This window comes from Vibrio sp. HS-50-1, from assembly GCF_024747315.1.
Taxonomy (GTDB): Bacteria; Pseudomonadota; Gammaproteobacteria; order Enterobacterales; family Vibrionaceae; genus Vibrio; species Vibrio diabolicus.
Window position 1 is genome coordinate 891,186 of sequence record NZ_JAMPZF010000024.1, and the last position, 13,113, is coordinate 904,298.

The following is a 13,113-nucleotide window of genomic DNA, read 5'->3' on the forward strand; positions in this document are numbered from 1 at the left end:
TTTAACTCTCTGCAAATACAATACATCACAGAGTTTCTAACTTAAGAAACTTATTATTTTGGTCAGTTGTTAGTCTAAACTGGCCTTTAATGCCTAATTGACTAAGAAATGGTCTAAATCGTGCGGCGGGTAACTGCAAACGTAAACCATTATGTGTGACGACTTGAACAACACTTGCCGCGCCAGAATAATGGGATAAAAACGTTTGATATGAAATGTTGAGGTTGAAGTAGTAATAGTTCATGAAGTAAAAACTAAGTGACATAAACAATAAGGTGGCCTTAATGACCACCCTATTGTGTTGTTTACTATTCGTCTAGTGCTTTAGTCACTTTTTCGAATAAGTCTTTAGCAAGATTATCCATTGCTTTGAGCTTTTCAAGTTCTGCTTTGATCAAAGCTTGGCGACCTTCATCGTATTTACGGAACTTAAGCAAAGGATCAATCATTCTAGATGCGACTTGTGGGTTCGAATCATTAAGTTGGCGAAGGATTTCTCCTGCAAATTGGTAACCTGCACCGGATTTATCATGGAAACGTACAGGATTAGCACTTAAGAACGAGCCAATCAAACTGCGCGTACGGTTCGGGTTCTTCAAACTAAATGCTTCGTGGTTCATGGTTGCTTTTACTTTTTCAAGTGCATCCTCTGCAGGATTGCTACCTTGAAGTGCAAGCCACTTGTCCATAACCAAACCATCGTGCTTCCATTTATCGCTATAGTCTGCCATAAGAGCTTCACGACACTCAAGCTGAGCACTATTTGCCGCACTCATCGCTGCAATCGTATCTGTCATGTTATTTGCAGATGCGTATTGCGCTTTCACTAAATCATTACCTTTTTCCGTATGTGCTAGGTATTGCAGACAACGGTTACGTAATGCACGCTTGCCAATCGCAGCATGATCGATCGTGTACTCTGTTTGCTTCAGTGTATGATAAGTTGCACTTAGCTCATCTTCTAACTCTTGGGAAAGTGACACTGTAATGCTGTTTAGAACTTTGTCTACGGCATCGATGTCAATTTGCTGGTACCAGCCAGTAATCTCATTAATTGAAGGCAAAGAGAAAACTTGAGCAATGAAAGCTGGCTCAAGCGTCTCATCCAATAGCACACCACGGAACGCATCTATCACGCCTTCAGAAAGCGATACTTCTTGTCCGGCTTGAACGTTTTTCACGTTCTGACGAATGTACTTAGCCAATAGCATTTGGCTTGCATCCCAACGAGCAAAGTCATTCGTCGCGTGTTTCATCAAGAAGACTAATTCATCATCACTGTAGTCGTATTCTAGTTTTACTGGTGCCGAAAATTCACGCAACAAAGATGGCACTGGTTGTTCTTCGACATTCTCGAATACGAACGTTTGCTTATCTTGTTTAATATCTAGCACGTTGTGAACAGATTCACCGTTAATCAGCAACGGGATAACTCGACCTTTCGAATCGTACAGCTCGATATCAAACGGAATGTGCAGCGCTTGCTTCTCAGCCTGGTCTTGCGTTGGCTCCGTAAATTGCTCTACCGTTAGTGCGTAAGTTTTTGCATTGGCATTGTATTCGCTATTTACGCGCAGCGTCGGTGTACCAGACTGGCTGTACCATAGACGGAATTGTTTTAAATCGACACCGGTGGCATCTTCCATTGCAGAAACAAAGTCTTCACATGTGGCAGCAGTACCATCGTGACGTTCAAAGTAAAGTTTCATCCCTTTTTGGAAGCCCTCTTCGCCAAGGAGTGTATGGTACATGCGAATAACTTCGCTGCCCTTTTCATACACTGTTAGCGTGTAGAAGTTGTTCATCTCAATGACTTTGTCAGGACGAATTGGATGTGACATTGGACTTGCATCTTCTGCAAACTGAGGGCCACGGATGATACGTACGTTATCGATACGGTTATCTGCGCGAGAGCCTAAGTCAGAAGAGAATTCTTGGTCACGGAATACGGTTAAGCCTTCTTTTAGACTTAGTTGGAACCAGTCACGGCAAGTGACACGGTTGCCAGTCCAGTTGTGAAAATACTCATGACCGATCACAGCTTCGATACCTAAGTAGTCACGATCGGTCGCCGTTTGGTCATTCGCCAGAACATACTTTGAGTTAAAGATGTTTAGGCCTTTGTTTTCCATTGCGCCCATATTGAAGAAATCAACGGCAACGATCATGTAAATATCCAGATCGTATTCAAGGCCAAAGCGTTCTTCATCCCACTTCATCGAGTTGATCAGCGATGTCATCGCATGGCCTGCACGATCTAAGTTACCTTTATCAACAAAGATTTCTAAATCAACACTGCGACCTGACATCGTTGTGTATTTGTCACGCAGTACGTCAAAGTCCCCTGCGACAAGAGCAAACAAGTAAGCTGGCTTTGGATGCGGGTCCTGCCATTGAACCCAATGACGACCGTTCTCTGCATCGCCTTCTGCAATTCGGTTACCATTGCTCAGCAAATATGGATAAGCGGTTTTATCTGCGATCACTTTTGTCGTGTACTTTGCCAGAACATCAGGACGATCTAAGTAATAAGTAATACGACGGAAGCCCTCGGCCTCACACTGAGTACAAAATGCGCCGCCTGATTTGTACAAACCTTCGAGTGCTGTATTCGCTTCAGGATCAATTTTGGTGACGATTTCAAGTTCAAACTCGGATGGAAGATCGGTCAGTACAAGCGATGATTCTTTCACTTCGTGATGAGCCCAATCCTCACCATTTACTTTTACAGCGCGTAGCTCAAGCCCTTCGCCATCGAGTTCTAGCGTTGTTATATCGCCTTTTTGAACAACCTTTGATATCGCCGTAACGATGGTGTCATTGTCATAAAGATCAAACGTAAGATCGATATCGGTAATCGCGTGAGATGGCTCTTGATAATCTTTACGATATTTGGCCTGGGGAGCTTGGGACATGAGCATAAATCCTTGTATGTCGAACAACAAAAATACCAGACTGCATGATCAAAAATGCAGTTCTGGTATCACTATATAAGCTATTTGTAGGGGTTGTGGTATCAGAATACAAGTCTTTCCATCAAAAAACGGAGCTTTTAGTGCTCTAGCTCCGTTTTTTGATTAACATTTAAACAACATTGACAATTTACCGTATGCTCGCGTAATTTGTCGTAGCAAGATAAGCTATCAAGGCGTTACCCGATTAAGTACCGCGTACATATCGCCATTTGAATCTTCAATCGTTAATTCATTTTTGTTGAGCTTATAGGTGGTCCCGTGCTCGCCATTTTCATAGAGCAAGACTAAATATTCATCTTCTGTGTAGAAAACACCTTGCTTGATTGACTCATCCCCTTCTTCGTTGGATACCCGAAACATAAACACGAAGTCAGGTTGAAGTATCAGATCCATATGGTTGATGTTGTTTGCCACAAGGCCATCTCCGGATACATAAGAGCTAGACCATATGCCCGCTAGCGAGTTAGACAACCCTTTAGTAAAAGTCACACCATTAAGATCAAGCGTATTGTGATTATTGCGATAGGCATAAATTTGAGGCTCATCTGTGTTTAAGCCAAGAACGATGGTGTCTTCATTGGCGTTATACAATCCTTCCCAATGATCGACAGAATAATCTTTCTTTTGAATATCAATAGAAAAGCTGTAGTCGGAACCCAGTGACAGTTTTATCGCACGAAAATTTTCAGCCGACTCTTCGGGGTTTGGGTTCATTAAATACCAGTCTCCGATGAGAAACGGCGTGTCAAAGTGACTTAATTCATCTTCTCTGGTGTTTTCTCCGCTAAACACACTAAAGCAGCAAAAGCTAAGTAAAATAAAGAACCATTTCATATCGGCATCCTTATCGTTTTCTTTTAGCTTAGGCAGTAGTCCTCACTTTCGCGAAATTTTAGATGTAGATCACGTAAATTATTGGGAAAAAATAAGCGAATATCTTACTTGATACTCAATACAAACAAAGATGAAAAGACATAAAAAAAGAGTGAGCCTGAAAGACTCACTCTTTTTACTTTGAATTGCCAGTTATTATGACTGATTTTTCTGCTTGAGTAGATCAACCATAATCGCGACAGACTCATCTAAATAAACATCAGGCGCTTCATAATCTTTAGGTATATCATCCAATGTTTTGAATGCTTCCTTACCTAAAGCAGCTTGACGCTCATTGATGCGTTGCAAACGAAGTGCTTCCGCTTTATCCGATTCAGCCTTGCGAACTTTCTCGTTCAAAGACAACATATTATCGTCTTTTTCTTTACGATACTTCTCTATGTCTTCATTGATGAAACGGAATTCCATCTCATCAGAAATACGCTTGTTATGAAGAGCGGTGAGTTTTTCAACTAGTGCTTCGTTGCTTGGGAAGGTTTGATATTTTGCTTTATCAATCTGATCCCAAGGTAGTGCATTGTCTTCTACACTTTCACCCGTTTCAGAAGCTTCAATTGGTGTTGGGTACGAAATATCGGGTGCAACACCGCGATTTTGCGTACTTCCACCGTCAATACGGTAGAACTTCTGAATCGTGTACTGAACGTAGCCTAGCTCTTTATCGAAAAGATCGTAGATATGATTCAGTGAACGATGCTGTTGAACCGTACCTTTACCGAAAGAATTTTCACCTAAAATAATGGCACGATTATAATCTTGCATCGCTGCTGCAAAAATTTCAGACGCTGAAGCACTGTAGCGGTTAATCAACACCGTCAGCGGACCATCATAGCTCACTTTTCCGTCAGTATCGGCGTTCACCTTAATACGACCATAGCTGTCACGAACTTGAACAACAGGACCTTCTTTAATGAATAACCCTGTTAATGCTGTCGCTTCCGTTAATGCACCACCACCGTTGTTACGTAGATCAACGATTACGCCGTCAACGTTTTTGGTTTTTAACTCAGCAAGCAGTTTATCGGTATCTTTCGACAAACCGACGTAGAAACTTGGCACTTCTAAAATACCAATCTTCTTACCATCTTTTTCGATGATCTCCGACTTCACTGCGCGATCTTCTAGACGAACTTTGTCACGAACAATTGTGACAATGTAACTCTTAGCATCGTTACCTTCTGGCAAGATCTGTAGATTAACCTTTGTGCCTTTTGGGCCTTTGATTAATTGAACTACATCATCCAGACGCCAACCGATCACGTCGACAATCTCTTCACCGTCTTGTCCAACACCGATGATTCGATCCCCTTCGCCAAGCTGCTTGCTCTTCGACGCAGGGCCACCAACAACAAGTGAACGAATTACTGTGTAATCGTCAGTCATTTGCAGAACGGCACCAATGCCTTCCAGAGAAAGGTTCATTTCCGATTGGAATTGCTCAGCATTACGTGGAGAAAGATAGCTAGTATGAGGGTCGACTTGTCGGGCGAAGGCATTCATATATAACTGGAATGCATCTTCGTTATTAGTCTGTGTGATCCGCTTCATCGCGTTGTTATAACGCTTCTCTAAAACCTCTTTAATCTCTGGCCACTCTTTGCCAGTCAGTTTCAGATTTAACGCGTCATATTTCACACGCTTGCGCCACAACTCGTTGAGCTCTGCTTCGTCTTTTGGCCATGCAGCTTCAGAACGGTCTAACTCTATCTCGTCATCAGTATCAAACTTGATCTCTTCGTCGAGTAGCGTTAACGCATAAGCAAAGCGCTCGAAACGCTTTTGCATTGAGAGGTTATAAACATCAAAAGCAATTTGGTTGTTACCAGCTTTTAGCTGATCATCAAGCTCAATTGACCAGTCTTTAAAAGAGTCGATGTCCGCTTGAGTAAAAATATTTCTATTATAATCAAGCAATTCTACATAGCGTTCAAAGATCGCTTTGGAGAAATCATCATTGAGGCTGAAATGCTTATAATGAGAGCGGGTAAATCGAGAGGTGACTCGTTTGCTAGCTGTTTCGTGCTGAACTTCAGGAGCGAGAACCGGCAAGTCATCTTTATGTAGTTTGGCTTCGAGAGCCTGAGCTGATGCTGCTAGCCATAAGCTAGCAGCAATCAGTGTCACTTTTGAACGGCAATTCATGCGTAGGAGTATCTCCTTTATGCGCGCAAGTGCTCCGCTTTCACAACCATTTGTAGGCCGTTAGCAAGTTGAACACGTACATCATCCTTATTGATTTCAACAATGGTCGCTGCCATGTTTCCTTTGCCCATGTTCACGTTAACTGCGTTACCTACTGTGATTTCATCAGCATTTAGAGCGCGCGTTTCTACAGGCTTAGTTGGTTTTTGTACTTTTGGTTTGTTAGTACGACGAGGCTGTTGAGGCTTTTTAGCCGCTGGTTTCGCTTTCGCCTTACCCTCTTCACGAGCTTTTTGTGCTTGTTCTTTACGACGAGCTTGAACTTTCGCCTTGCTTTCTGCAAGTGTCGCTTTCGCGTGTTCAACGTGCTCTTCTTCTAGCTCACCACAAGGGTTGCCGTCTAGGTCTACACGTACTGCACCTGGTTTTACACCATGTAGGTAACGCCATGATGAAGTGTACTGTCTTAACGCTGCACGAAGCTGTGTTTTGCTTACTTTTTCGTCTTCACTTAGACGTTCCGCAAGATCTTGAAAAATACCAATTTTCAGAGGTTTTGCTTCACCTTCTAAAGTAAAGCACTTAGGGAAACATTCAGCAATATATGCAATAACTTCTTTGCTGTTTTTTAACTTTTCAGTCATGAGGGTTCCTGATTTGAGCGGATTTCCGCGAAGCATTAAGAAAAAATATTCTCGTATTATAGTGACATGCCAAGGAAAAACCACACTCGAGGGCTAATTTATGCGTCGTTCGCGTGTGAATTAAGCAGCTTTTCTACTTCAGCCATGAAATGAGTGAGACCTTCTTCGTCTGTTTCATTGAATCGACCAATACTTGGGCTGTCAATATCAAGGACACCAACCACCTCTCCATTGATAGAAAACGGAATCACAATTTCCGAATTACTCGCTGCATCACACGCTATGTGTCCCTCAAATTCATGAACGTCGTATACTCTTTGTATAGTGTTAGTTTTTGCAGCAGTACCACAGACACCGCGCCCCATAGGAATGCGGACACAAGCTGGTTTTCCTTGGAACGGACCAAGAATGAGCTCTTCACCTTTTGCTAGGTAAAAGCCAGCCCAGTTAAGATCGTCCAGTTCCATGAAAAGCAGTGAGCTCAAGTTTGCTAGGTTAGCAATAAAGTCTGGCTCAGACTCAATTAGAGCAACGGCTTGTTTGGTTAGTCTATGGTATTGTTCTATGTTCATATTAACTTCCTACTTACTATAAAAGCTTCCATTCTCACTGTATGGCGCTAAAATGCAGCCCTACTTTATAATAGGACTTATTCTCAATTACAATGCTTCTGAAAAATGACACTATTAGCCGTTCTTGGTTGATAACACAAGTAAAAAAGCACAAGTCCAAGCTGATCATAGCGAACTTGATAGCGGTGCTTGCAACCTTGATTAGTGTTCCAATCCCCCTTCTCATGCCGTTGATGGTTGATGAGGTTTTATTGGACCAACCAGCAAAAGGCTTAGCTGCTATGAATGCCATTCTCCCTGAAGCGTGGCACACTCCGACGGGTTATATATTTTTCACCCTTTTCTTGGTCGTCCTGATGCGAGCTGCAAGTCAGGGGTTAAATATCCTTCAAAGCCGACAATTTACACTTGTTTCTAAAACGATCACGTTTGAGATGCGCAGTAAAATGATCGACAAGCTTGGTCGTATCAGCATCCGCCAATACGAAACCAAAGGCAGCGGAGGCATCAACGCTCACCTTATCACTGACATTGAGACCATTGATAAATTTATTGGTTCTACGTTAGCAAAATTCGTTATCAGTTTTTTAACGGTCATTGGTACTGCCATCGTTCTGCTTTGGCTCGACTGGCGACTTGGTCTATTTATTCTGCTAGTTAACCCTATTGTCATTTACTTCTCACGTAAACTAGGAAGTATGGTTAAACATCTGAAACGGAAGGAAAATCATTCTTTTGAAATTTTCCAAAATCGTTTAGTTGAAACATTAGATGGCATTTACCAGCTGCGCGCAGCCAATAAAGAACGAGAATTTCTCCAGCAACTCAAAGACAGTGCGAACCAAGTTCGTGTGGATGCAGACAAGTATGCGTGGCAATCAGAGGCGGCAGGTCGCGTCTCTTTCCTACTCTTCTTAATCGGTTTTGAGTTATTCAGAGCCGTCGCCATGCTGATGGTCATGTTTAGTGACCTCACTATTGGTCAAATCTTTGCTGTTTTTGGTTACCTATGGTTTATGTTGTCTCCTGTTCAAGAGCTGCTCGGCATTCAGTTTTCTTGGTACAGCGCGAAAGCTGCGTTAAAACGCATCAACGACTTATTAGTATTAGAAGAAGAACAAAGACCGGTACCTAAGGTAAACCCTTTCAAAGAAGACAGAGAAGTCGATGTTAAAGTAGAAAACGTAGACTTCTCTTATAATAATGAAAACAAAGTCCTAGATAACCTTTCTTTACATATACCGGCAGGAAAGAAAGTGGCGTTAGTTGGTGCGAGCGGAGGCGGTAAGTCGACCTTAATACAACTACTTATTGGGGTTTATCGTCAAAACTCCGGTAGCATTCGCTTTAATGATGAATTAACAGAAGATATTGGTTTTGAAGTAATTCGCGACAAAATTGCCGTGGTATTACAGCAACCTATACTATTTAACGACACCTTGAGGCATAATCTAGCACTCGGTGGGAATTTTGACGAAATGTCACTTTGGCGAGCTCTTGAAGTAGCTCAGCTGCAAGATGTTATTTCTCAACTGAACCACGGTTTGGATACTCAAGTCGGCCGTAACGGCATTCGTTTGTCAGGTGGTCAACGACAACGCCTTGCCATCGCAAGAATGGTGCTGAGTGATCCTCAATTTGTTATTTTAGATGAAGCCACGTCTGCGCTTGATACCGCTACTGAAGCGGCATTGCACAAAGCATTGACTGAATTCTTACGTGGTAGAACAACATTAATCGTTGCGCACCGTCTATCAGCCGTAAAACAAGCCGATTTGATCTACGTGCTTGAAGATGGAAAAGTGACGCAAACAGGTACTCATGGTGAGTTAGTTGAGCAAGAAGGCTTATATCAAACCTTATATGGGGGCATACAGTCCCACGCTTAAATCGTTCAAGTTAGAGAGGTCGTTATGACCTCTCTGTCTAAGCACGCCATGCAGCCAAATAATGTGCGCTTGTGCCAAGGTTGCGAATTGCCTGTCGATATCGTCGACTTACCCAATGGAAAAAATGCACACTGTCCTCGTTGTGGCACACAGTTGTATCGAGGCGGTAGCCCTAGCCTCTCAGGTAATCTAGCCGTCGCGATAACCTGTATCCTGCTATTTATTCCATCACACTTTTTTAACTTTATTAGTATTCGACTCTTTGGTGTGATGATTCCGGCAACCCTACCATCAGGGATGATCACATTGATGGAAGAAGGCTTTGTTCTTCTTTCACTGCTTATTCTATTTTGTAGCTCTCTAGCGCCTCTGACGGTTTGTGTTTCAGTGGTTACGGCACATATCTCGCTGCATCAACGATGGTTTCGAGGGCTTCGTGTTTCACTGTGGCTAATTCAACATTTGAAACATTGGGTAATGCTGGATGTGTTCTTAGTTAGCATCGCCATTTCCTGCTTCAAACTCCAAGATTATTCCGACATTTTTGTAGGCCCAGGGTTAATTGGTCTGGTTCTTTTGCAGATATTTACCGTTTTGTTAGTTTCTCGAATCAGTGTGCGTCGTTACTGGGAAGCCTGGAAACCAGAAAGCCTTTATTCCTTTGAACACAAAGACGTGCATTGCCATGAGTGCCACTTGTCTCAACCTGAAGACGATCATTGTCGGCGTTGTCACCACGAGTTATATCATCGCAAGCCTAACTCCATTCAGAAGACGTGGGCTTACCTCATTGCGGCAACGATAGCGATTTTCCCAGCCAACTTGATTCCTATTTCCATCTTGCTTACCAATGGTAAGCGTTTGGAAGATACTATTTTCTCAGGCGTAGCTGGGTTGGTAAAAAGCGGTATGTATGGCATCGCAGTGATCATTTTTGTGGCCAGTATTGTTGTGCCAGTTGTAAAAATACTTGGTCTTGCCTACATCATGCTTTGCATTCAATTCAAACGTTCGGTGTTTAAGAAACAACGAATGATGGTTTACTTTGTTGTTAAATGGATCGGTAAATGGTCTGTGATGGACTTGTTTGTTATTTCTATCATGATGACCTTAGTCGATCGTGGTCAGATACTTGATTTCACACCAGGATATGGCGCCGTGGCCTTTGGTGTTGTCGTGGTATTGACCATGCTTGCAGCGGAAAGTATTGATCCAAGGCTAATCTGGGACCAAACAGGCCCAACACAATCAGAAAAAGAGTCAATGAATGAGTGATCAGAACAGTTCTCAAACGTCATACGTACCAGATGTAAAGCGGAGCAAAGGCATATCTCCTCTTTGGCTTTTGCCAATTTTGACCATGGTCTTAGCTGGCTGGCTTGTGGTAAAGTCGATACACGATGCAGGACAACGGGTGCAAATCTATTTTTCTGACGCTGCTGGCTTGGTCGCCGGGCGAACCACTATCCGTTACCAAGGGCTAGAAGTCGGTATGGTGAGAGACATTAACCTCACTGAAGATCTCGGCAGTATTTATGTTGATGCCGATATCTACCCTGAAGCGGCAAAATTGCTGAACGATAAAACTCGCTTTTGGCTGGTAAAACCAACAGCAAGCCTAACAGGAGTTTCTGGGCTCGATGCGCTCGTATCGGGTAATTACATATCGATTCAACCTGGAGATGGTCAAGAGTTTGAAACAACGTTCCATGCGTTAGACTCTGCACCAACAGATTTGCGCGTTTCACAAGGTTTGAACATTAAACTCAAAAGCCGCGATTTAGGTGGTGTGTCGATTGGATCTCAAATTGTTTATAAGAAAATTCCAATCGGTGAAGTCTACAGCTACCAGCTGGATGAAGACGCAAAATCTATCACGATTCAAGCCAACATTCAGGGTCAATACCGACATATCATTAACAACCGCAGTCGGTTTTGGAACGTAAGTGGAATCGGTGCCAGCATCGGTTTTGAAGGCGTCGATGTAAGGCTAGAAAGCATGAGTGCTCTACTCGGAGGCGCGATCGCCGTCGATTCTCCGGATGACGGTGAGCCTGTAGAAGAGAATACTGAATTCCGTCTGTATAAAGATTTGAAAACCGCAGGTCGAGGTATCGCTGTTAAAATCGTCCTCCCTGATGACAGTAAAATCAGTGGCGAAGGCGCACCCATTATGTATCGCGGAATCGAGATTGGCCAAGTTACAGACTTAAGCCTATCCGAAGGGCGAGAAGTGATATTAGCGTCAGCTGCAATTCAACCAGCTTTCAGTGACATGCTGACGACAGGTACCCGATTCGTCTTAGAAGAAGCAAAAGTGTCTCTCTCTGGTGTTGAAAACATTGCCAATCTCGTGAGAGGAAACTTCTTAACCATTGTGCCAGGTGCCGGTGATCGCTCTCGCCGCTTTACTGCCATTCGTAAAAACGTTTTTAACCAACAGCAAGAAAAGTCCATCGCTATTCGTTTAGTGTCTGACAACTCGTTTGGCCTAGATAGCGGTGCCAACGTGCTTTACAAAGGCATCGTTGTCGGTTCAATTATCAACGTAGGCTTAGTTGAAGAAGGTAAAAAATCACAACATGAAGTATTTATGGACGTATTGATTGATCATGAATACAAACACCTGATCAAATCAAACAACCGTTTTTATGTAACCGGAAGTGCCTCTGCAGAGTTAACGGAATCGGGCCTCAGCGTTACCGTTCCTCCGGCAAAACAGTTGTTAACTGGGTCCATTAGCTTTGTAAGCGAAGGCAAGCAAGATATTCAAAAAGAGTATCAACTGTTCCAAAACGAATCATTGGCAGAACTAGCACAGTACAACCAAAGTGGCTCTAGAGCACTCACACTGTTTGCTTCTGAATTGCCGCCGATTTCCAAAGGCAGCCCTCTACTCTATCGTAATCTTCCTGTTGGTAACGTCTCCGATTTCCAATTGGTTGATGGCGGTGTGTTAATTAAAGCAACCATCGAAAACCGCTTTGCTTACCTCGTAACACCGCAAACCGTCTTTTGGAACCGTTCAGGGATAGAGATAGATGCATCGCTAGCCGGTGTGAGTGTAAAAGCTCACCCTTTAAAATCGTTAATCGAAGGTGGCATCGCTTTTGACTCTGTTCCTGGCGTTGAAAACAAAATTGGAGACAACTGGAAGTTATATACAGATCAAAAAACCGCTCGCAAGTTTGGACGCGTCATTGCTTTAGAAACCGACGGCTCGCAAGAGATTGCTAAAGGAATGCCGATTGAGTATCAAGGCGTCAAAGTTGGTGAAGTCACACTGGTTGTACCGAATTTTCGTCGCAATATGGTTGAAATTACCGCAAGAATTCTACCTGAATACGTAGAAAACATTGCGGTTGAAGGCTCACATTTTTGGCTAACTGAGCCAGAGATTGGCTTAGGGGGCGTGAAAAACCTTGGCGCATTGGTGTCGAAATCCATCAGTGTTGAGCCAGGTAAAGGTAAAGCTAAATTTGATTTTCAGTTGGAAAACGGTTCAGAACGTGTTCAGGGCATGATGTTTACTTTACAAAGTGAACAACGAGGCTCAGTACAAGCCGGAACGCCTATTCTTTACCGCGAGATGGAAGTCGGCCAAGTAACCGACGTGAGCCTAGGAGAATTTGCCGATCGCGTCGTCACGACCATCAAGATACAGCCTGAATATGCTTACCTCGTTCGTCAAAACAGTGTGTTTTGGAATGTTTCAGGAGTAGATGTCTCCATCGGAATTACTGGTGCGAACATCAAAGCGGGCACATTTGATAGTTTAGTTCGCGGAGGAATTGCGTTTTCAACGCCAGAGCAATCGACTATTCCACCAGCGGCAAAAAGTGGGCAATCTTTCTTTTTATATCCACAAGCTGAAGAAGGTTGGACTCAATGGCGTACTGCGATTCCTAAGCCGTAGAATAAAGCTCAATTCACATACAATTGAAGTTTGATTACCTTAAAAGAGCAGCAATCGCTGCTCTTTTTTATTGCTCGGCCC

Annotated in this window: 9 protein-coding genes; 3 read left to right on the forward strand and 6 right to left on the reverse strand. The window is 43.2% G+C overall.

Going from position 1 to position 13,113, the window contains the following annotated elements; genetic code table 11:
- Positions 1-25: 25 nt before the first annotated feature.
- The 6 genes from NDJ01_RS13700 to NDJ01_RS13725 form a co-directional block, all read right to left on the reverse strand.
- Entirely contained in the window at positions 26-244 is a 219-nt protein-coding gene (locus tag NDJ01_RS13700) for a DUF2835 domain-containing protein (protein ID WP_046876238.1), read from the reverse strand.
- Between the two features lie 64 nt (positions 245-308).
- Positions 309-2,915, reverse strand: coding sequence for an aminopeptidase N (pepN, locus tag NDJ01_RS13705; RefSeq protein WP_258586858.1), 2,607 nt, complete (start codon positions 2,913-2,915; stop codon positions 309-311).
- A 228-nt stretch (positions 2,916-3,143) separates the two neighbouring features.
- Positions 3,144-3,809: a hypothetical protein gene (locus NDJ01_RS13710; protein WP_005396553.1), complete on the reverse strand. Its 666-nt coding sequence runs from the start codon at positions 3,807-3,809 to the stop codon at positions 3,144-3,146.
- A gap of 195 nt (positions 3,810-4,004) precedes the next feature.
- Positions 4,005-6,011, reverse strand: coding sequence for a carboxy terminal-processing peptidase (gene prc, locus NDJ01_RS13715; RefSeq protein ID WP_005396554.1), 2,007 nt, complete (start codon positions 6,009-6,011; stop codon positions 4,005-4,007).
- Between the two features lie 17 nt (positions 6,012-6,028).
- Positions 6,029-6,655: an RNA chaperone ProQ gene (gene proQ, locus NDJ01_RS13720; RefSeq protein ID WP_005396555.1), complete on the reverse strand. Its 627-nt coding sequence runs from the start codon at positions 6,653-6,655 to the stop codon at positions 6,029-6,031.
- Positions 6,656-6,753: 98 nt separating this feature from the next.
- Positions 6,754-7,227, reverse strand: coding sequence for a GAF domain-containing protein (locus NDJ01_RS13725; protein WP_005396556.1), 474 nt, complete (start codon positions 7,225-7,227; stop codon positions 6,754-6,756).
- Between the two features lie 92 nt (positions 7,228-7,319).
- On the opposite strand from NDJ01_RS13725, the gene NDJ01_RS13730 reads away from it, so the two are divergent.
- The 3 genes from NDJ01_RS13730 to NDJ01_RS13740 are packed head-to-tail and all read left to right on the forward strand — an operon-like array spanning position 7,320 to position 13,032.
- Positions 7,320-9,116 (forward strand): ABC transporter ATP-binding protein, encoded by a 1,797-nt coding sequence (locus tag NDJ01_RS13730; protein WP_258586859.1) that lies wholly within the window; start codon positions 7,320-7,322, stop codon positions 9,114-9,116.
- 24 nt (positions 9,117-9,140) lie between these two features.
- Positions 9,141-10,391, forward strand: coding sequence for a paraquat-inducible protein A (locus tag NDJ01_RS13735; protein ID WP_258586860.1), 1,251 nt, complete (start codon positions 9,141-9,143; stop codon positions 10,389-10,391).
- Entirely contained in the window at positions 10,384-13,032 is a 2,649-nt protein-coding gene (locus tag NDJ01_RS13740; protein ID WP_258586861.1) for a PqiB family protein, read from the forward strand. The genes NDJ01_RS13735 and NDJ01_RS13740 overlap by 8 nt, the downstream gene beginning before the upstream one ends.
- Positions 13,033-13,113: the final 81 nt, after the last annotated feature.

Bases quoted from the DNA above. Each gene is read 5' to 3' on its own strand.
- NDJ01_RS13700 (WP_046876238.1), bottom strand. From the start codon at position 244: ATGAACTATTACTACTTCAACCTCAACATTTCATATCAAACGTTTTTA.
- pepN (WP_258586858.1), bottom strand. From the start codon at position 2,915: ATGTCCCAAGCTCCCCAGGCCAAATATCGTAAAGATTATCAAGAGCCA.
- NDJ01_RS13710 (WP_005396553.1), bottom strand. From the start codon at position 3,809: ATGAAATGGTTCTTTATTTTACTTAGCTTTTGCTGCTTTAGTGTGTTT.
- prc (WP_005396554.1), bottom strand. From the start codon at position 6,011: ATGAATTGCCGTTCAAAAGTGACACTGATTGCTGCTAGCTTATGGCTA.
- proQ (WP_005396555.1), bottom strand. From the start codon at position 6,655: ATGACTGAAAAGTTAAAAAACAGCAAAGAAGTTATTGCATATATTGCT.
- NDJ01_RS13725 (WP_005396556.1), bottom strand. From the start codon at position 7,227: ATGAACATAGAACAATACCATAGACTAACCAAACAAGCCGTTGCTCTA.
- NDJ01_RS13730 (WP_258586859.1), top strand. From the start codon at position 7,320: ATGCTTCTGAAAAATGACACTATTAGCCGTTCTTGGTTGATAACACAA.
- NDJ01_RS13735 (WP_258586860.1), top strand. From the start codon at position 9,141: ATGACCTCTCTGTCTAAGCACGCCATGCAGCCAAATAATGTGCGCTTG.
- NDJ01_RS13740 (WP_258586861.1), top strand. From the start codon at position 10,384: ATGAGTGATCAGAACAGTTCTCAAACGTCATACGTACCAGATGTAAAG.